The organism is Bradyrhizobium ingae (assembly GCF_055791185.1).
Window position 1 is genome coordinate 19,581 of record NZ_JBVUBB010000015.1, and the last position, 19,773, is coordinate 39,353.

The window sequence follows — 19,773 nt, forward strand, 5'->3', positions numbered from 1 at the left end:
CTTTCCTACAATGGCCGAACTAGCACCGCTGGTCCCTTGACCATGGTGACCGCGAAAAACAGCACCACAAGCACGCCGAGCGCGAGCGCGATCGCAATCGAGCGCTGACGGCGGCTCTTCTTCTGCGCCTCGGTGAGGACGATTCCATCTGGCTCGGGTTTGTCGGGCATGCCAGCGTCATGCGCCCCCTACCATCGGAGCAAGGGCGCGGAACACGACCTCGGCGAGCAGGGTCGCGAACAGCGCGAACAGATAAAGAATGGAGAAAGCGAACAATTTGCGCGTCGCGCGCAGCGACTTGGCCCGCTCGCGCCGCATATAGACGTTGATGGCGAGCACCAGCATGCCGGCGCCGAGCACCAGCGAGGTGACGCCGTAGATCCAGTCGAAATAGCCGAGCGCCCAGGGCGCTGCGGCCACCGCGATCAGGACGACGGTGTAGAGCAGGATCTGCAACCGCGTCGCGTCGGGGCCGGCGACGTTGGGCAGCATCGGAATGCCGGCGCGGGCATAATCGTCGGAGCGGAACAGCGCCAGCGCCCAGAAGTGCGGCGGGGTCCAGAAGAAGATGATGAGAAACAGGAGCAGCGGCTCGACGTCGACCGTGCCGGTCACTGCGGCCCAGGCGACCACCGGCGGTAGCGCGCCGGCGGCACCGCCGATCACGATGTTCTGCGTGGTCCAGCGCTTCAGCAGCAGCGTGTAGATCACGACGTAGAAGAAGATGGTGAAGGCTAGCAGCGCGCCCGCGATCCAGTTGACGAGGATGCCGAGCGTCATCACCGAGAAGAAGGCGAGCGTCATGCCGAAGGCCATCGCCTCGGGCCTGGTGACGCGGCCGCGGGGGATGGGCCGGTTCGCCGTGCGCGACATCTTGGCGTCGATGTCGCCTTCCAGCGCCATGTTGAGCGCACCGGAGGCGCCGGCGCCGACCGCGATGCAGAGCAGTGAGGTGATCGCGAGCACGGGATGGAAATGCCCGGGCGCCATCATCAGCCCGACCAGCGCGGTGAAGATCACGAGGGACATCACCCGCGGCTTCAAAAGCGCGATGTAGTCGCCGACCTCCGCTTCGGAGATCCTGATATCGATGGCGTTCTGATCGAGGACCGACACTAAACCTACTCGCTTCGTGATAGAGCCGCGGCGCCCGTCAAAGGCGCCGCGGCGAAGGGTTGCTTACTGCACGCGGGGCAGCACTTCGAACTGATGGAACGGCGGCGGCGAGGGCAGCGTCCACTCCAGCGTGGTCGCGCCGGCACCCCAGGGATTGGCACCCGCCTCCTGCTTACGGATGAAGGCGTCCGCAACGCAGTAGAGGAAGATCAGGACGCCGAAGCCGGAGACGTAGGAGCCGAGCGAGGAGATCAGGTTCCAGCCCGCGAACGCGTCGGGATAGTCGACATAGCGGCGCGGCATGCCCGACAGGCCGAGGAAGTGCTGCGGGAAGAACACCAGATTGACGCCGATGAAGGTGACCCAGAAGTGGGCCTTGGCGAGCGTCTCGTTGTACATGTAGCCCGTCATCTTCGGGAACCAGTAGTACCAGCCGGCGAAGATCGCGAACACCGCACCGAGCGACAGCACATAGTGGAAGTGCGCGACGACGTAGTAGGTCTCCTGGAGCACGCGGTCGACGCCGGCATTCGCCAGCACGACGCCGGTGACGCCGCCGACCGTGAACAGGAAGATGAAGCCCACCGCCCAGAGCATCGGCGCGCGGAACTCGATCGAGCCGCCCCACATCGTGGCGATCCACGAGAAGATCTTCACGCCCGTGGGCACCGCGATCACCATGGTCGCGGCGACGAAATAGGCCTGCGTCGCCGAGGACATGCCGACCGTGTACATGTGGTGCGCCCACACCACGAAGCCGATGCCGCCGATCGCGACCATGGCGTAGGCCATGCCGAGATAGCCGAACACGGGCTTGCGCGAGAAGGTCGACACGATCTGGCTGATCATGCCGAACCCCGGCAGGATTAGGATGTACACTTCGGGATGGCCGAAGAACCAGAACAAGTGCTGGAACAGCACGGGATCGCCGCCGCCGTCCGGCGAGAAGAAGGTGGTGCCGAAGTTGCGGTCGGTGAGCAGCATGGTGATCGCGCCGGCGAGCACCGGGAGCGACAGCAGCAGCAGGAACACCGTCACCAGGATCGACCAGACGAACAGCGGCATCTTGTGCAGGGTCATGCCCGGCGCGCGCATGTTGAAGATCGTGGTGATGAAGTTGATCGCGCCGAGGATCGACGAGGCACCGGCGAGATGCAGCGAGAGGATCGCGAAGTCGACGGCCGGACCCGGATGGCCCGAGGTCGACAGCGGCGCGTACATTGTCCAGCCCGCGCCGACGCCGTTGGCACCCGGCTCGCCCTCGACGAAGGTCGAGATCAGCAGCAGCGCGAACGAGGCCGGCAGGAGCCAGAACGAGATGTTGTTCATGCGCGGGAACGCCATGTCGGGCGCACCGATCATCAGCGGCACGAACCAGTTGCCGAAGCCGCCGATCATCGCGGGCATGACCATGAAGAAGATCATGATCAGGCCATGGCTGGTCACGAACACGTTATAGGTGTGGGTCTCATGGAAGATCTGCACGCCCGGATACATCAGCTCGGCGCGGATCGCGATCGACATCGCAGCACCGATGATGCCCGCGATGACCGCGAAGATCAGGTACATCGTGCCGATGTCCTTGTGGTTGGTCGAATAGACGTAGCGCCGCCATCCGGTCGGATGGCCGTGATCGTCGTGTGCGTGGTCTTGGGCGTGATCGCCGTGTGCTGCACTCGTTGCCATTTTCAAATCCTGCCTTGCGTCCCGTTCGGACCCCGAAGGGTCCCGCCCTTTCGTCCCCTGAACCGGCGCTTATTGCGCCGGGCCGGCCGCGGAGGCGTAAGTGCTCGTGCCACCGCTCGCATATTTCTTCTTCGCCGCTTCAACCCAGGAGGCGAATTCCTGGTCGCTGACCACGCGAATCGCGATCGGCATGAAGGCGTGGTCCTTGCCGCAGAGCTCCGAGCACTGGCCGTAATACATGCCGGTCTTGGTCGCCTTGAACCAGGTCTCGTTCAGGCGGCCCGGAATAGCGTCGATTTTGACGCCGAAGGCCGGTAGCGCGAAGGCGTGGATGACGTCGGCGCCGGTCGTCTGGACGCGAATCACCTTGTTGACCGGCACCACCATCTCGTTGTCGACGCCGAGCAGGCGGGGCTGCTTGTCCTGGGCCATCAGCGAGTCGAACTCGAACTTGCCGTTGTCGGGATAGGCGTAGGACCAGTACCACTGCTTGCCCGTGGCCTTGATGGTCAGGTCCGCCTTCGGCACGTCGAGCTCGAGGAACAGAAGGCGGAACGACGGCACCGCAATGCCGACGAGGATCAGCACCGGCACCAGCGTCCAGAGCACCTCGATCAGCGTGTTGTGGGTGGTTCGCGACGGCACCGGATTGGCCCTCGCGTTGAACTTCACGACCACGACGACCAGAAGCGCAAGCACGAACAGCGTGATCACGGTGATGAGCACGAACAGAAAATTGTGGAACCAGACGATGTTATCCATCACCGGGGAACCGGAGGCCTGCAGATGCCATTCCCACGGCTCCGGCTGTCCGAGCTCGGCAAATGCCGCGCCGCCCGTGGCCAGCGTCAGGCCAGCTACGGCCAATCCCAGCAAATGCCGGCCCATCCGGCCCATCGACATCCTCATGCCGCTCGCGCTCCCCTTACGAAATCACCCCAATGCACTCCCCTATTTTTGGGGAACGCTTATTCGATCCGCCCGTCCGACAAACCGCCGCGCAAGAATACCTCTAAGAGGAATTGGGGCCAGATCGCTAGAACGCCGAAATCAAGCCTCTCAAACCATAATTCTTGATGTATCGCAATGCAGTCTTGTGCCCGGTCTGCCAGCCATCACACGCAAGATATTTCAGACAAAATCACCGTTCCCGGGAGTGTCGCAGCTTGACAGCAGGATTGCCCGCTGTAGGCACTGACCGGCCGCCCCCGCAGGAGCCTGATTCGCGCAGGAAAAGGCGACCGGCGCGGCGCGAGATTTGCTTGTTGGTTGCTTGGGATCCGCCTTCAGGCCGCCGTCATTTCCGTACCTGAGTGGAAGCGAAGCCGCCCAAGCAGGTTGCGAACAGAGGGATCGACCCCGATGGGGCTTTCGACACGCATGGCGAAACCCGCTTCCTACCGTCGCTTTGGCGCGCTGGCTTGTCTTCTGGTGGCCGCCGTCCTGCTCCTGCCGGGCCTCGCGCATGCGCAGGGCGCGGTTCGCTCGGTCCATGGCGACTGGCAGATCCGCTGCGACACCCCGCCGGGCGCCCAGGCCGAGCAATGCGCCCTGATCCAGAGCGTCGTCGCCGAAGACCGCTCCAACGCCGGCCTGACCGTGATCGTCCTCAAGACGGCCGACCAGAAGAGCCGGCTGATGCGGGTGGTGGCGCCGCTCGGCGTGCTGCTGCCCTCCGGCCTCGGCCTCAAGCTCGACAACCAGGATGTCGGCCGCGCCGGCTTCGTCCGCTGCCTGCCCAACGGCTGCGTCGCCGAGGTTGTCATGGACGACAAGCTGCTCGGCCAGCTCCGCTCGGCCAAGACCGCGACCTTCATCATCTTCGAAACCCCCGAGGAAGGGATCGGCTTCCCGCTCAGCCTGAACGGGCTCGGCGAGGGTTACGACAAGTTACCGTAGGAGCGACTGACGTCAGTGGGGCATTAGCCGAACATTTGGCAGCTTCCTCATCGTCATTGCCAGCGAAGCGAAGCAATCCAGACTGCTTCCGCGGCAAGATTCTGGATCGCTTCGCTTCGCTGGCAATGACGGAGGCGTATCTGGCCCTCACGCCTTGTCGACGCGGTAAAGCTCGGTCTCACACCAGCCGCAGCGATAGATGCGGCCCCTGCCGGCCACTGGCCCTACCAACGCCTTCTGCCGGCACTTGGCGCAGACGACGCCGTTCCTGGTCGCGCTGCCCGGATGGGTGGCGACGTACTGCTCGCGCGTCGGATAGGATTTCCAGCCACGGCGGTAAATCAGCTGATTGACGAACAAGACCAGAGCCAGCACGGCGAAGCCGATGATCAGGCCGTGATACTGATCCCAGAATGCAAACAGGGAATTCCACATGCCTTGGCCGCCGGTTCACACAGGTGTGCGCCGATATAGGCAGAAAACCTTGAAAACCGGCTTAAGGCGCGGCTGACCGAAAAAGTCGCCGGCGCCGCGGTGCCGATGGTGTCGTTTCGGTAATGTGAGGGTCCGCCCCCTCGCCGAACGCCTTTGAAACCATTATCTTGCCCCACATCTCCCGATAATGGATCGCCAATGACCAATCCCGCCACAACCTCCCTGCTCGACCGCGCCAATCTCGACCGCGACCAGGTTCGCAACGAAGTCGCGCGCGGGCTTTCGGGCGCCGACGACGGCGAATTGTTCCTGGAATATAGCCAGACCGAAGCGCTGATGTTCGACAATGGGCGGCTGAAGCAGGCGACCTATGACACCTCGCAGGGCTTTGGCCTGCGCGCCGTGAAGGACGACGCGGTCGGCTACGCGCATTCCTCCGACGTGTCGCTGCCGGCGCTGATCCGCGCCGCAGATGCCGTCGCGGCGGTCCGTGGCGGCTATTCGGGAAGCTTCGCTGCGCCCCCGCCGCATACCAATGTGCGGCTCTATGCCGACGACAATCCGCTGGACGCACCGGGTTTCGAGGCCAAGGTCAAGCTGCTCGCGGAGATCGACGCGTATCTGCGCGACAAGGATCCGCGCGTGCGGCAGGTCAGCGTGAGTCTGGGGGCGACCTGGCAGGTGGTTGAAATCCTCCGCCCCGATGGCGAGAGCTATCGCGATATCCGCCCCCTGGTGCGCGTGAACATTTCCGTTGTCGCCGGCCAGGGCGATCGTCAGGAAAGCGGCAGCAAGGGTTATGGCGGCCGCGCCGGCTATGCCGAATTCATCGAGACCCGGAACTGGCGCGACGCGGCTGACGGCGCGCTGCGCGAGGCGCTGGTGAATCTGGAATCCGTGCCGGCGCCTGCCGGCGAGATGGACGTGGTGCTCGGCGCCGGCTGGCCCGGCGTGATGCTGCATGAGGCGGTCGGCCATGGCCTGGAGGGCGACTTCAACCGCAAGAAGACCTCGGCGTTTGCCGGCCTTATGGGCCAGCAGGTGGCGGCCAAGGGGGTCACCGTCGTCGACGACGGCACCATTGCCTCGCGGCGCGGCTCACTCTCGATCGATGACGAGGGCACGCCGACCAACCGCACGGTGCTGATCGATGACGGCATCCTGGTCGGCTACATGCAGGACCGCCAGAATGCGCGTCTGATGAACATGAAGCCGACCGGCAACGGCCGCCGCCAGGGCTACGCCCATGTGCCGATGCCGCGCATGACCAACACCTACATGCTGGCGGGCGATCGCGAGCCGGGCGAGATCCTTGCCTCGGTGAAGAACGGCGTCTTCGCCGCGAATTTCGGCGGTGGCCAGGTCGACATCACCTCGGGCAAATACGTCTTCCAGTGCACCGAGGCCTACAAGATCGAGAACGGCAAGCTGGGGGCGCCCCTGAAGGGCGCCATGCTGATCGGCAACGGGCCGACCGACCTGCATCGCATCCGCGCGATCGGCAACGATCTCGCGCTCGATACCGGCATCGGCACCTGCGGCAAGAACGGCCAGGGCGTGCCGGTCGGCGTCGGCCAGCCGACGCTTCTGATGGGACGGATTACGGTGGGTGGTACGGGCGCATGAGCGTTGAGAAAATGACTGCAACAACCAAGCCCAAAAGCAGCGAGAAGAGTGGCGGCAAGAACAGCGGCAAGAGCAGCAGTTGGCGCGGCCAGCTCGTGCAGCTCGCCGGCATCGTCGCCGCCGTGTTCATCGCCAAGGGCGCGCTGGCCGAGCCGTTCTACGTGCCATCGGGCTCGATGGAGCCGACCTTGCTGATCGGCGATGCGCTGCTCGCCTCGAAATTCCCTTACGGCTATGGCACCTCGTCGCTGCCGATCCAGATCAATCTGCCGGAGACCGGCCGCGTCTTCGCCGAGACGCCGAAGCTCGGCGACGTCGTCGTATTCCGCTGGCCGGGCGATCGCTCGCAGGCCTGGGTCAAGCGCGTGGTCGGTTTGCCCGGCGACCGCATCCAGATGCGGCAGGGCCAGCTCTTCATCAATGACCGTCCGGCCGAGCTGAAGCCGGACGGCGTCGGCCAGGCCGAGGACGACAGCGGCGGCAACGAGCCCGCCTATCGCTATGTCGAGACGCTGCCGAACGGCGTGTCGCATCTCATCTTCAAGATGCGCGACAACGGTCCGCTCGACAACACGCCGGAAGTGACGGTGCCGGCCGGGCATCTCTTTGTGCTTGGCGACAACAGGGACAACTCCGCCGACAGCCGCGTGTCGCTGCGCTCCGGCGGTGTCGGGCTGTTGCCGATCGACAATCTCGTCGGCCGCGCCGATGCCGTGCTCGGCTCCTGGGATCTCGGCATGCGCAGCCAGCCGGTTTGGACCTGGCTGTCGGGCTTCCGGATGGCGCGGTTCTTCACTGCGGTGAAGTGAGGCACGGCGGCTGAAGATCGCAGGGGCGGGCAAAACGAAAGCGAGCCCGCCACTTCTGTCGCAATCCTGGAGAGATGGCGTGCACGACGCGCGAAGAGCGCGCCTTTGCCCGGCCTACGATTGCCGATGACTCGCGACGCGTTTCTCGCCCTCACCTTGAAAAATCCCCTCAACGTCGCGATCACCGACGCGCTCGCGCAGCTTGCACTGCCGGATGCCTGGCTGGTGTCGGGATGCCTGGTGCAGACGGCATGGAACGTGATCACGGGGCGAGCGATCGATCACGGCATCGCCGACTACGACGTGTTCTATTTCGACCCTGACACTTCATGGGAGGCGGAGGACGCGGTGATCGGCAAGCTCGCGGCCGGCCTTGCGCATCTCGGCGCGAAGATCGAAGCACGCAACCAGGCGCGCGTACATCTGTGGTACCCCGACAAGCACGGCCTGCCCTATCCGCCGCTGACCTGTTCGACCGATGGCATCGACCGCTTCCTGACGCAGAACACGCAGATCGGCATCCGGCGTGCAGGTGAGAGCTACGACGTTTATGCCCCGCATGGATTCGACGATGTCGCGGCATTGATCGCGCGTCCCAATCCGGGACCGAATTTCTCCACCGCAAGTTACGCGGCGAAAGCCCAGCGGTGGAAGTCGTTGTGGCCGGAGATTACGGTGATCGCGGCGGAATGAGGCAATGACGGCGGTGAGAGCTGCGCGCTATCTGACCACGCCCGAGGTAAACCCGGCCTTCCTGCGCGGCGGCTTGATTTCCTTCTTCAGGAAGCATTTCGCTTCACGGCCGGTGTAGCCGGGACGGGCGAAGGTGAACGCGCGGCACTTGTTGTCGGCGATGCAGGCGGCCTTGCAGGCCTCCTCGCCTTCGTCGGCCTTCAGTTCGAAATTGCGCAGGTCGCCACCGGGGCGGTCGATCGACGTCTCGACGCCTTCGACACGTGGCTCGATCACGCCCGCGCCGCGGACGCCCGAGATGCAGCAATTGGCCGGACTGCGCGGCGGCACGGTGTTCTTCAACCAGCACACCGCAGGCGCACCCTCGACATCGGGATAGCTGAAGCTCCAGGACCGGCAGCGGCGGTCGCGCTCGCACAGCAGCGCGCAGTCCTCGGGATCGCCTGATGCCACGGGCGTGTTGAAATAGTCGCCGCCGGGACGGTCGAATGCGGTCTGGGCACTGGCCGGCACGATGGCGAGCAGGACCGCCAGCAGCATGACCCACGCCATACCCTGTGCCATGAGCTTCGCCATCAAGGCCCCTGGCAGGCGGCCCTTCCCCATCAGAACAGCTTTCGAGTTATTGAACGCGCTTGAGTTTTTCAGCCGGACATTTGATCGCCGCAAACCTGTACGGGCGATGAACGGCGGCGCGCCGCTCGTCAGGCTCAGCTAGAACGCGTAGTCCTCATAGGCTGGTTCCACGGATTCCTTCCAGGTGCCGTGAAATTTCTCCAGCATCTCCTCGGCCGGCGTCCGTCCGCAATCGATAATGCGGTCAAGCGGCTCCAGATGGCGGGTCTCATCGCGGCCGAGCTGGTCGATCCGGCCACGACGCCTGAGGCCCGCATGGGCCAGCACCAGGCATTCCTTGGCGATCTCGAAGAGATAGCGGTCCTTGATCCGGGCTTTGAAGCCGAAGCGCGGCACATCGTCACGCAACGCCTGGCGCTCATGCGCGCTCCAATGCTTCACCAGATCCCAGGCGGCATCGAGCGAGACGTTGTCATAGAGCAGCCCGACCCAGAACGCCGAAAGCGCCGGCAGCCGTCCCCACGGACCACCGTCGGCGCCGCGCATCTCGAGGTAGCGCTTGAGCCGCACCTCCGGGAAGATGGTCGAGAGATGATTGGCCCAATCCGACAGCGTCGGACGCTCGCCGGGCAGGTTGTTGTTGCGGCCATCGAAGAAGGCACGGAAGGAGGAGCCCGACACGTCGATGTAGTCTTCGCCGCGCTTGACGAAATACATGGGCACGTCCAGCGCGTAGTCGATATAGCGCTCAAAGCCCATGCCGTCCTCGAAGGCGAAAGGCAGCATGCCGGAGCGCGCATTGTCGGTGTCGCGCCAGATCTCCGAGCGGAAAGAGAGGAAGCCGTTGGGCTTGCCTTCGGTGAACGGCGAATTGGCGAACAGGGCGGTTGCGACCGGTTGAAGCGCGAGCGAGACGCGCAGCTTCTTGACCATGTCGGCTTCGGAGGAGAAGTCGAGATTGGTCTGCACCGTGCAGGTGCGGTACATCATGTCGAGGCCGTATTTGCCGACCTTCGGCATGTAGTTGCTCATGATCTTGTAGCGGCCCTTCGGCATCACCGGGATGTCTGCGCGCGACCAGGACGGCGTCATGCCAAGGCCCAGGAAGCCGATGCCGAGCGGGGTCGCGATCTCCCGCACCTGCGCCAAGTGCGCCATCAGCTCGCTCTGCGTCTGGTGCACGGTCTCAACCGGCGCGCCGGACAATTCGAACTGCCCGCCCGGTTCGAGCGAGATCGCGCCGCCGCCGGTAACGTCGTAGAGGCCGATGATGTTGCCCTTCTCCATGATCGGCTCCCAGCCGAGCAGGAGCTTCATGCCTTCGAGCAGCGCGCCGATGCCGCGCGCGCCCTCATACGGCACCGGGCGACGGCCTTCGAGCGTGAACGGCGTCTTCTCGTGCTCGGTGCCGATGCGGAAGTCGTCCACCGGCTTGCAGCCGGCCTCGAACCACGCGACGAGCTCGTCGCGCGATTGCAGCGGCGTCATATCGATCTGGTCTCGCGCCATATCAAACTCTAATCAAAAGCGCTTCGACCGAACGCGCGGGGGTGACAGGGAAGGTCCGCGAACCCACGGGTTGCGCGGACATGTTGGTTTGCTGCCGGATCATCGCAACGGTGTGCTTTCGTTCGCGACGGGCAACTTCATCTCGCCGCAGGAGCAACCGAGACGATCGAGCAGACCGCTGAGCTTGACAGCGTCCGCATCGGACAGTTTTGAGCCGACATACTTCTCGATTGCGGCGGAATAGGCACCCCACATCCGCTTCTGCAACTCGCGGCCGGCCTCGGTGATCTCGACGAACTGGCCGCGCTTGTCGATCTTGCATTCGCGGCGCACTGCAAGGCCCTCGTCGACCAGACGGTCGATCAGCCGCGACGTCGAATATTGCGGGATCAGCATCTGCCGCTCGAGCTCCACGGGGCGCAGCTCGCCCGACGGCGCGCGCGACAGCTCGAGGAGCGCATCATACCAGGCGAGCGGCGGGAAACCGGCCTTCTTCAGGTCCTGCTCCACACAGTCGAGCACGCGGCTCTGCACCCGCATCAGGCGGATCCAGGCGGACGTTGCCTCGGTTGATGGTTTGCGTTTCATGGTCCCGCTCAAGCTAATAGCCTGTTCTTAGCGCACTTGATGCACCTGCATCAATCTTGACTGTTCCATGCAAATGCATGTAGGTGATCTTTCGCCCCAACCAACCATCGGGAGGAGAAAATTCCATGAAGCTCTATTACTCGCCGGGCGCGTGCTCGTTGTCCCCCCACATCGCCCTCCTCGAAGCCGACCTGCCCTACGAACTCGTCAAGGTCGATATCCGCGCCAAGAAGCTCGAAAACGGTGAGGATTTTCTGAAGGTCAACCCGAAGGGCCAAGTGCCGGCACTCGGCCTCGATAGCGGTGAGATCGTGACCGAAGGCCCGGTCATTGTCCAGATGATCGCCGATCAGGCCTCGGCCAAGGGCCTCGTGCCCGCGCGCGACAGTTCCGAGCGATACAAGCTGCTGGAGTGGCTGAACTTCCTCACCTCGGAGGTGCACAAGAGCTTTGGCCCGATGTTCTCGCCGGTGCTGGCAGACGATGCCAAGGCATTCTTCAAGGACCGCGTCATGGGCAAGCTGAAATACATCGACAGCCAGCTCGCCGGTCGCGACTATTTGATGGGCAAGCAGTTCAGTGTTGCCGACGGGTATCTCTTCACCATGCTGACCTGGGCGGAGCGGCTGAAGTTCGACCTCTCAGCCCTCACGAACCTGCTCGCCTACAAGGCCCGCGTCGCCGCGCGGCCGAAGGTGCAGGAAGCTCTGAAGCGGGAAGGGCTCGCGCAGGCGGCGTGAGGCCGCCGATCGAGGTCAAGTGACAAAAAGAGCCGGATCAATGATCCGGCTCTTTTCGTTTGTTGGTTTTGCTGTCGTCGCACATTCAACGGGCGAGCCGAGTCGGAACCAAGCGAACGGCCTTGTCGCAGTTCATAACCCGTCCTTGTGAACGACTCGCGCAACACTACTGTTGCTTGAGAGACCGGGTTGGCCAACTATGGATTGCAGGGGACCTTCGCGAGGTGGAATGGAACCGTGGCCGTTGCCGTCACCCTGCTGCTGACGAGCCTCGTCGTCGGACTGGCGACAGGTGTGCTGTTCCGGGTCTGGGCCCTGGTGCTGGTCTCGCCGTTGATCGCGGTCGCGTCCGCCATCGTCCTTCAGACCGAGCGCTTTGATTTTTTTGCAGGTGTGTCGGTCATCGTCGGCTGCCTCATCGTCAGTCAACTGGCCTATTTGCTGGCAACGTTCCACCTGGCCAGACGGGAACTCTCAGTGCAGGACGACGTCGACGGCGACCCAGGCGAGCGCGGCCATCGCCGTATCCGCAACGAGAACGATTAGTGCCAGGCCGACCCAGGAAGGGATCTTTCTGCGGAGGCGCAACACCCTGCGGCGCAGCCGCAGCCGACCCAACAGCGACAGAGGGGCGTATCTCATCGCAATACCCGCTGCGCTGTCTTGAAACACCATGGAGGTCATCGCGGGACACCTTCAATGCCGATCGTTGCCTGGTGCATTGATCAGCAAGAGCGGTGCCAATGCGGAGCGAGCGTGACCACAGCGGGGGGTCTGCGCGGCCTTAATGTGGCACGGAAACGGGTAAGCAATCATGACAGGCGCGCAACAGCAGAAAGACCGGATCGCGGATCCGGTCTTTGATCTTCAAGGCATGCCCGGATTGCGCTGCGCTCCGCCCGGGGCTGCAAGCCGAAGCGCGATGAGACGAAGATGAATCGTCATCGCGCTTCAGCTTGTTATTTGCGCATGATCTTTCCGGAAAACCGCTTCGCACTTTTCCGGATCATGCTTCAGGCCGCCGATTTCTTCGGGGCGAAGCGGCCGTAGAAGGTCTCGCCCTTCGCCGCCATCTCCTCGAGCAATTTTGGCGGGGTGAAGCGCGAGCCGTATTTGGCTTCCAGCTTGTGGCACAGCTCGACGAACTTCTTGGGTCCCATGAAGTCGATATAGGACAGCGTGCCGCCGGTGAACGGCGCAAAGCCGAAGCCGAGGATCGAGCCGACGTCCGCTTCACGCGGATCGGTGATGACGTGATCCTCCACCGTGCGCGCGGCTTCCACCGCCTGCACCACCAGGAAGCGCTGCTTCAGCTCCTCGACGTCGAGCGTGTCGGGGTCGAGCTGCTTCGGCTGCAAGGCCGAAAGGCCCGGCCACAGGCTCTTCTGGCCTTTGCCCTTCTCGGGGTAGTCGTAGAAGCCCTTGCTGTTCTTGCGGCCGAGCCGGCCCTGGTTCTCGACCATCTCCATCATCAGCTTCTTCTGATCGGGATTGATGGCATTGGGGCCGAGATCGGCTTCGGTCGCCTTCATGATCTTGAGGCCGAGGTCGAGTGCGACTTCATCGGACAGCGAGAGCGGGCCAACCGGCATGCCGGCCATCTTGGCGCAGTTCTCGATCATCGCCGGCGGTACGCCTTCGAGGAACATCTCGTTGCCTTCGGCGACGTAGCGGCCGACGCAGCGATTGGCGAAGAAGCCGCGGCTGTCGTTGACGACGATCGGCGTCTTGCCGATCTGGCGGACGTAGTCGAGCGCGGTCGCGAGCGCGACATCGCCGGTGTTCTTGCCGAGAATGATCTCGACCAGCATCATCTTCTCGACCGGCGAGAAGAAGTGGATGCCGACGAACTTGCCCTGGTCCTTGAAGCTCTCGGCGAGCGAGGTAATCGGCAGCGTCGAGGTGTTGGAGGCAAAGATCACGTCCGGCTTGAGATATTCCTGCGCCTTGGCGAACGTCTCCGCCTTGACCTTGCGGTCCTCGAACACGGCCTCGATGACGAGGTCGACGTCCTTCAGTGCGGCATAGTCGGCAGTCGGCGTGATGCGCGCAAGCAGCGCTTCGGCATCCGCAGGCTTGGCGCGGCCCTTGTTGATCTGCTCCTCGATCACCTTCTGTGCATGCGCCTTGCCCTTGTCGGCGCTCTCCTGGTCGCGGTCGATCAGGACGACGTCGAGGCCGGCGCGGGCCGAGACGTAGCCGACGCTCGCGCCCATGAAGCCGGCGCCGATCACGGCGATCTTCTTCACCTTGGTCGGCGGCACATCCTTCGGGCGCCGCGCCCCCTTGTTGAGCTCCTGCATCGACAGGAACAGGCTGCGGATCATCGCGGCCGCTTCCTTCGAGCGCAGCACCGAGGTGAAATAGCGCGACTCGACGCGCAGCGCGGCGTCGATCGGCAACTGCAGGCCCTCATAGACGCAGCTCATGATCGCGCGCGCGGCCGGGTAGTTGTCGTAGGTCTCGCGGCGGTAGATAGCGTTGCCTGCCGGGAACATCATCATGCCGTTCTTGGAGAACACCGGACCGCCGGGCAGCTTGAAGCCCTTCTCGTCCCACGGCGCGACCGCCTTGCCGCCGCCCTTGATCCAGTCCTTCGCCGCCTTGATGAGATCGGCGGCGGGAACGATGGCGTGGATCAGGTTGAGCTGCTTGGCCTTGTCGAGCGCGACGGGATCGCCCTTGAGCAGGATGGTCATGGCGTCCTGCGGCGGCACCAGGCGCGGCACGCGCTGCGTGCCTCCGGCGCCGGGGAACAGGCCGACCTTGACCTCGGGCAGGCCGAGACGCGTCTTGGGATTCTCCGCCGCCACGCGATAGTGGCAGCACAGCGTGATCTCGAAGCCGCCGCCGAGCGCGAGGCCATTGATCGCGGCCGCCCACGGCTTGCCGGAAGTCTCGATGGAGCGCAGCACCTGCGAGAAGCGCCGGCTCTGATCGAACAGCATCTGGTTCGCGGCCGTCTCGCCCTGCTCCTTGAAGACCTTTGCATAGGCCTGGTTCATGCCCTCGAGCATCGAGAGGTCGGCGCCGGCGCAGAACGCTTCCTTGCTGGAGGTGATGACGACGCCCTTCACGGCGGCATCCGCGGTAGTTTCCTTAACGATCGCGTCGAGCTCGCTGGTCGAGGTCTCGTCGAGCACGTTCATTGAACGGCCCGGGATGTCCCAGGTGACGAGCGCGATGCCGTCGGCGTCGGTCTCAACCTTGAAGTTCTTGTAAGCCATGTGGTGCTCCTCGGTGCCGCAGCCGATCTCAGGCGCGGCGGTTGATGGGGATCTCGTATTACCCTCTCCCCTTGTGGGAGAGGGCATAGGCGGCCTTCGGCCGCCGTCTATAAGAGACGCCGATGCTACGCATCGGCTACGGCGAAACGAGGGGGTGAGGGGTCTGCATCCGCGGAGAGAGACCCCTCACCCGGCTCGAACCCGCTTCGCGTGTTCGTGCCACCCTCTCCCACAAGGGGAGAGGGTAAAAAATCACACCCGCTCGATGATGGTCGCGGTGCCCATGCCGCCGCCGATGCACAGCGTCACAAGGGCGGTCGACTTTTTGGTGCGCTCGAGCTCGTCGAGCACGGTGCCCAGGATCATCGCACCGGTCGCGCCGAGGGGATGGCCGAGCGCGATCGCGCCGCCATTGACGTTGATCTTGGCGTTGTCGATCTCGAAGGCCTGGATGTAGCGCAGCACGACGGAGGCAAAGGCCTCGTTGAGCTCGAACAGGTCGATGTCCGACTTCTTCATGCCGGAACGCGCGAACAGCTTTTCGGTGACGTCGACCGGACCGGTCAACATCATCGCCGGCTCCGAGCCGATATTGGCGAAGGCACGGATCTTCGCACGCGGCTTCATGCCGTACTTCGCACCCGCCTCCTTGCTGCCGAGCAGCACGGCGCCGGCACCGTCGACGATTCCGGAAGAGTTGCCGGCGTGGTGCACGTAATTGACGCGCTCGATCTCCGGATGCGATTGAACCGCCACCGCATCGAAACCGCCCATCTGCGCCATCATGGTGAAGGACGGCTGCAGCTGCGCCAGCGACTGCATCGTCGTGGTGGGCCGCATATGCTCGTCCTTGGCGAGGATGGTGAGGCCATTGATGTCCTTCACCGGCACCACGGACTTGTCGAAGCGGCCTTCGTTCCAGGCCTTGGCCGCGCGCTGCTGGCTCTGCACGGCGTAGGCGTCGACATCGTCACGGGAGAAGCCGTACTTCGTGGCGATCAGATCGGCCGAGACGCCCTGCGGCATGAAATAGGCCGGCACCGCCATCGAAGGGTCCATCGGCCATGCGCCGCCGGAGGCGCCGATGCCGACGCGGCTCATGGATTCGGCGCCGCCGCCGATCACCAGCTCGTGCTGGCCGCTCATGACCTGGGCGGCGGCGAAGTTCACGGCGTCGAGGCCGGAGGCGCAGAAGCGGCTGATCTGCACGCCGGGGACGGCTTCGCCGAGGCCGGCTTTGAGCGCCGCGAAGCGCGCGATGTCGGAGCCCGCTTCGCCGACGGGATCGACCACGCCGAGCACGACGTCGTCGACGGAATCCACGGGCAGGTTGTTGCGCTCCTTCAGCGCCTGCAGCGGCACGGTGGCGAGCGCCAGCGCGGTGACCTCGTGCAGCGCGCCGTCCGGCTTGCCGCGGCCGCGTGGCGTGCGAACGTGGTCGTAGATGAATGCCTCAGGCATGACGCCCTCCTGATGTGTTGTCTAGATGCGATTGGGACCTGGCGACGGAAGCGGACTCAAAATGCTTCCGCCGGCAGTTCCATGATAGTGGCGCAGCCGGCCTGGATGCGCGCGAGATTGGCGGCGGTCTCCGGCAGCATCCGCTCCATGAAGAAGCGGCCGGTGACGAGCTTGGTCGAGAGATAGGGCGTGGCACCACTCTCGGCAATCTTGGCCTGCGTGACTTTCGCCATCCGCGCCCACATGTAGCCGAGCGCGACGAAGCCGAAGAGATGCAGGTAATCGGTTGCGGCGGCACCGGCATTGTCCGGCTTCGCCATCGCGTTCTGCATCAGCCAGGTGGTGGCCTGCTGGAGATGGCCGAGCGCGGTCGAGAGCGGGGCGACGAAAGGCTTCAACGCCTCGTCGCCGCCGTTCTCCTTGGCAAAGCCCATCACCTCGCCGAAGAACGCCATGATGGCACGGCCGCCGTCGCGCGGCAGCTTGCGGCCGACGAGGTCGAGCGCCTGGATGCCGTTGGCGCCTTCATAGATCATGGCGATGCGGGCATCGCGCACGAACTGCTCCATGCCCTGCTCGGCGATGTAGCCATGGCCGCCATACATCTGCTGCGCCTGCACGGCGTTGGCAAAGCCATAGTCGGTGAGGAAGCCTTTCAGCACCGGCGTCATCAGGCCCATGTGATCGTCGGCGGCCTGGCGGTCCTTGGGGTCCTCGGAGCGGTGGGCGACGTCGCTCTTCAGCGCGGTCCACACCACGAAGGCGCGCGCGGCTTCGTTGAAGGCGCGGATCGACAGCAGCGTACGGCGCACGTCGGGATGCACGATGATCGGATCGGCCGCCTTGTCCGGCGCCTTCGCTCCGGTGAGCGCGCGGCCCTGGATGCGCTCGCGCGCATAGGCGACCGCGTTCTGATAGGCGACTTCGGACTGCGCGAGGCCTTGGACGGCGACACCGAGGCGGGCCTCGTTCATCATCACGAACATGCCCTGCATGCCCTTGTTCTCTTCGCCGATCAGCCAGCCGGTGGCGTTGTCGTAGTTCATCACGCAGGTGGAATTGCCGTGAATGCCCATCTTGTGCTCGATCGAGCCGCAGACCACGCCGTTGCGCTGCCCCAGCGAACCATCCGGATTGACCATGAACTTGGGCACCACGAACAGCGACACGCCCTTGATGCCGGCAGGCGCGCCTTCGATGCGCGCGAGCACGAGGTGGATGATGTTATCAGCGAGATCGTGCTCGCCGGCCGAGATGAAGATCTTGGTGCCCGTGATCTTGAAGCTGCCGTCGGCCTGGCGCACCGCCTTGGTGCGGAGCATGCCGAGATCGGTGCCGCAATGCGGCTCGGTCAGGTTCATGGTGCCGGTCCATTCGCCCGCCACCATCTTCGGCACGTAAGTCTTCTTCTGCTCGGGGGTGCCGTGGACCAGCAGCGCGGCGGTCGCGCCCATGGTGAGGCCGCCATACATCGCGAAAGCCATGTTGGCAGAGCACTGAAATTCGTTGACCGCCTGGCTCAGCGCCACCGGCAGGCCCTGCCCGCCATATTCGGTCGGCACGGAGAGGCCGAGCCAGCCGCCTTCGGCGAGTTGCTTGAAAGCGTCCTTGAAGCCCTTCGGCGTGGTGACGCTGCCGTCATCGGCGCGCTTGCAGCCTTCGATATCGCCGGTGCGATTGAGCGGCTGCAGCACCTCTTCGGCGAGCTTCGCGGCTTCGCCCAGGATCGCCTCACGCACGTCGCTCGACGCATCGGAGAAGCCCGGCAGATTGTCGTAACGGTCGATCTGGAAGACGTCGTTGAAGAGGAAGTTCACGTCTTCGACGGGGGCTTTATAGATCGGCATGGCGTTCTCCCGGCATGAGGCCGTTAAGTGGTGGTATTCTTGAAACGCCCTGCGGCGCGGTCTTTGTCGCGAGTCTAATCGTTTCCGCAACGGCAGGGCAGTGTCATGATTGAGCGGCGAGCTGCTCCGCCATCAGGCGGTGCAGCATGTTGATGGCCTTGAGCGGACGCACCATCACCTTGAAATGCGTGATGCGGCCCTCGTTATCGAAAGTGATGATGTCGACGCCGTTGATCTCGATGCCGTCGATCTCGGTCTTGAATTCGAGCACGGCGCCGTTCGCGCTCCGCCACTCCCCAACATAGGTGAAGGTCGGACCGCCCAGCACCTTCTCGGCGCTCGACAGATATTTGAAGGAGATGTCGCGCCCGCGCTGCGGCGTGTGCACGACGGGACTTTCGAACACGGCGTCAGGATGCAGGAGGTCCCAGAGCGCGGAGCGGGCTCCCGCGCGGTCTTGGGATTTCATGTAGCCGTACCAGGAATCGAGACCGGTCATTCTCAGGGTGCCTCCCTTGAAAAAAGGCGTTGGCAAAAAACTTGAAAACAACCCCATGCAAAGTAGCGCGAAGGCCGATGCCGGCTGGCAACCGGCCTCCGGTATATGCACATTGACGCATATGCGCCGATATGCATAAAGTCAAGTCAATTGCTCGGGACTTCGCAAGGGAGAGCCGTGTCATGGCGCTGGGCGACGCAATTCTCGCATGCCTGACGGAACGTCCGATGACGGGCTACGAGCTCGCCAAGACGTTCGACTCCTCGATCGGCTTCTTCTGGAAGGCCGACCACCAGCAGATCTATCGCGAGCTCTCCAAGCTGCGCGACCGCGGCTATATCCAGGGCCGCGAGGTCGTACAGTCCGGCAAGCCCAACAAGCTGGTTTATACGCTCACCGACGAGGGACGAACAGCACTGCGGCACTGGGCCGCGCGCCCGAGCACCCCGGCCTCGACCAAGGACGACCTCCTGGTCCGCCTCCATGCGCTGGACAGCATCGACATCGAGCCCCTGCGCACCGATCTGATGGCCCGCCTCGAGCACCACCGCGACCGCCACGCCAATTACGAGCGCATCCTGAAGAAGCGCTTTCCGGACGGCGAGGCGTCGGGCGTGCTCGACCTCGGCAATCTTCTGCTGCTCCGTCTCGGCGCCCGGCACGAGCAGATGGTGGCCGACTTCTGCGAGGAAGCACTCGAGGCGCTGTCGACCATGAACGCGCGCGGGACCGTGGTCCCGATCGACGAGGGCAAGCGCGACAAGGGCTGAGGACAGTTGGCCGCGGGCTCGAACACCTTTCCCGCCTGCGGGAGAGGTCGCGCCGAAGGCGCGGGCGAGCGCTCTCTCCACTCGGAGACTCCCAACGCGGAAGCACCCTCTCCCCGGCCCTCCCCCGCAAGCGGGGGGAGAGAGCGCACCGACAATGCGCCATCCCTTGTTCCCCGCGCCCAACTTTAAGACAGCGGCGACGGCTTCCTTAACCCGTTATTTACCGTAACAGAGAAAAGTCGGTTTTTGAGGCAGACGACCCGCGCCGAATGGCATTGTCTCTACAACTGGG

General features: G+C 64.1%; 19 protein-coding genes. 7 read left to right on the plus strand and 12 right to left on the minus strand.

Annotated elements, in window-relative coordinates; genetic code table 11:
* Positions 1 to 5 precede the first annotated feature (5 nt).
* The 4 genes from ACV1FX_RS21585 to coxB all read right to left on the minus strand — a co-directional run bounded on the left by ACV1FX_RS21585 (position 6) and on the right by coxB (position 3,711).
* Positions 6 to 170, minus strand: coding sequence for a CoxF protein (locus ACV1FX_RS21585; protein ID WP_254102697.1), 165 nt, complete (start codon positions 168 to 170; stop codon positions 6 to 8).
* A 7-nt stretch (positions 171 to 177) separates the two neighbouring features.
* Positions 178 to 1,116, minus strand: a complete 939-nt coding sequence (locus ACV1FX_RS21590; protein WP_473119572.1) for a heme o synthase — start codon at positions 1,114 to 1,116, stop codon at positions 178 to 180.
* 63 nt (positions 1,117 to 1,179) lie between these two features.
* Entirely contained in the window at positions 1,180 to 2,802 is a 1,623-nt protein-coding gene (gene ctaD / locus ACV1FX_RS21595) for a cytochrome c oxidase subunit I (RefSeq protein ID WP_473119573.1), read from the minus strand.
* 69 nt (positions 2,803 to 2,871) lie between these two features.
* Positions 2,872 to 3,711 carry a cytochrome c oxidase subunit II gene (gene coxB / locus ACV1FX_RS21600; protein ID WP_473119574.1) on the minus strand — a complete coding sequence of 280 codons (840 nt, stop codon included), beginning with the start codon at positions 3,709 to 3,711 and terminating at the stop codon, positions 2,872 to 2,874.
* 453 nt (positions 3,712 to 4,164) lie between these two features.
* Between coxB and ACV1FX_RS21605 the strand changes: the two genes are divergently transcribed.
* On the plus strand, positions 4,165 to 4,701 hold the full coding sequence (locus ACV1FX_RS21605; RefSeq protein ID WP_473119575.1) for an invasion associated locus B family protein: 537 nt from the start codon (positions 4,165 to 4,167) through the stop codon (positions 4,699 to 4,701).
* A 147-nt stretch (positions 4,702 to 4,848) separates the two neighbouring features.
* Here ACV1FX_RS21605 and ACV1FX_RS21610 read toward each other — a convergent pair whose 3' ends face one another.
* Positions 4,849 to 5,136, minus strand: a complete 288-nt coding sequence (locus ACV1FX_RS21610; protein WP_473119576.1) for a hypothetical protein — start codon at positions 5,134 to 5,136, stop codon at positions 4,849 to 4,851.
* Between the two features lie 198 nt (positions 5,137 to 5,334).
* Here ACV1FX_RS21610 and tldD point away from each other — a divergent pair, with 198 nt between their 5' ends.
* The 3 genes from tldD to ACV1FX_RS21625 all read left to right on the plus strand — a co-directional run bounded on the left by tldD (position 5,335) and on the right by ACV1FX_RS21625 (position 8,264).
* The gene (gene tldD / locus ACV1FX_RS21615) at positions 5,335 to 6,762 is read left to right on the plus strand and encodes a metalloprotease TldD (protein WP_473119577.1); all 1,428 of its coding nucleotides are present in this window, start codon (positions 5,335 to 5,337) and stop codon (positions 6,760 to 6,762) included.
* Positions 6,759 to 7,571 carry a signal peptidase I gene (lepB, locus tag ACV1FX_RS21620; protein WP_473119578.1) on the plus strand — a complete coding sequence of 271 codons (813 nt, stop codon included), beginning with the start codon at positions 6,759 to 6,761 and terminating at the stop codon, positions 7,569 to 7,571. The genes tldD and lepB overlap by 4 nt, the downstream gene beginning before the upstream one ends.
* Before the next feature lie 126 nt (positions 7,572 to 7,697).
* Entirely contained in the window at positions 7,698 to 8,264 is a 567-nt protein-coding gene (locus ACV1FX_RS21625) for a nucleotidyltransferase family protein (RefSeq protein ID WP_473119579.1), read from the plus strand.
* A 27-nt stretch (positions 8,265 to 8,291) separates the two neighbouring features.
* Here the strand turns inward: ACV1FX_RS21625 and ACV1FX_RS21630 are convergent, their stop codons facing one another.
* From ACV1FX_RS21630 to ACV1FX_RS21640, 3 genes are all read right to left on the minus strand, one after another.
* A complete protein-coding gene (locus ACV1FX_RS21630; protein WP_473119580.1) occupies positions 8,292 to 8,870 on the minus strand; it encodes a PAN domain-containing protein in 579 nt (192 codons plus the stop codon).
* Positions 8,871 to 8,978: 108 nt separating this feature from the next.
* The gene (locus tag ACV1FX_RS21635; protein ID WP_473119581.1) at positions 8,979 to 10,349 is read right to left on the minus strand and encodes a glutamate--cysteine ligase; all 1,371 of its coding nucleotides are present in this window, start codon (positions 10,347 to 10,349) and stop codon (positions 8,979 to 8,981) included.
* A gap of 99 nt (positions 10,350 to 10,448) precedes the next feature.
* Positions 10,449 to 10,937: a MarR family winged helix-turn-helix transcriptional regulator gene (locus ACV1FX_RS21640; protein WP_254102677.1), complete on the minus strand. Its 489-nt coding sequence runs from the start codon at positions 10,935 to 10,937 to the stop codon at positions 10,449 to 10,451.
* 125 nt (positions 10,938 to 11,062) lie between these two features.
* Between ACV1FX_RS21640 and gstA the strand changes: the two genes are divergently transcribed.
* The gene (gene gstA / locus ACV1FX_RS21645; protein WP_473119582.1) at positions 11,063 to 11,677 is read left to right on the plus strand and encodes a glutathione transferase GstA; all 615 of its coding nucleotides are present in this window, start codon (positions 11,063 to 11,065) and stop codon (positions 11,675 to 11,677) included.
* A 237-nt stretch (positions 11,678 to 11,914) separates the two neighbouring features.
* Entirely contained in the window at positions 11,915 to 12,223 is a 309-nt protein-coding gene (locus ACV1FX_RS21650) for a hypothetical protein (protein WP_473119583.1), read from the plus strand.
* Positions 12,224 to 12,690: 467 nt separating this feature from the next.
* On the opposite strand, the gene ACV1FX_RS21655 is transcribed toward ACV1FX_RS21650, so the two are convergent.
* The 4 genes from ACV1FX_RS21655 to ACV1FX_RS21670 all read right to left on the minus strand — a co-directional run bounded on the left by ACV1FX_RS21655 (position 12,691) and on the right by ACV1FX_RS21670 (position 18,711).
* Positions 12,691 to 14,904, minus strand: coding sequence for an FAD-dependent oxidoreductase (locus tag ACV1FX_RS21655; protein WP_473119584.1), 2,214 nt, complete (start codon positions 14,902 to 14,904; stop codon positions 12,691 to 12,693).
* Positions 14,905 to 15,156: 252 nt separating this feature from the next.
* Positions 15,157 to 16,365, minus strand: coding sequence for an acetyl-CoA C-acetyltransferase (locus tag ACV1FX_RS21660; protein WP_473119585.1), 1,209 nt, complete (start codon positions 16,363 to 16,365; stop codon positions 15,157 to 15,159).
* A gap of 56 nt (positions 16,366 to 16,421) precedes the next feature.
* Entirely contained in the window at positions 16,422 to 18,212 is a 1,791-nt protein-coding gene (locus tag ACV1FX_RS21665; RefSeq protein ID WP_473119586.1) for an acyl-CoA dehydrogenase C-terminal domain-containing protein, read from the minus strand.
* Positions 18,213 to 18,315: 103 nt separating this feature from the next.
* Positions 18,316 to 18,711, minus strand: coding sequence for a nuclear transport factor 2 family protein (locus ACV1FX_RS21670; RefSeq protein WP_473119587.1), 396 nt, complete (start codon positions 18,709 to 18,711; stop codon positions 18,316 to 18,318).
* Positions 18,712 to 18,893: 182 nt separating this feature from the next.
* Between ACV1FX_RS21670 and ACV1FX_RS21675 the strand changes: the two genes are divergently transcribed.
* Positions 18,894 to 19,481 carry a PadR family transcriptional regulator gene (locus ACV1FX_RS21675; RefSeq protein ID WP_473119588.1) on the plus strand — a complete coding sequence of 196 codons (588 nt, stop codon included), beginning with the start codon at positions 18,894 to 18,896 and terminating at the stop codon, positions 19,479 to 19,481.
* Positions 19,482 to 19,773 lie beyond the last annotated feature (292 nt).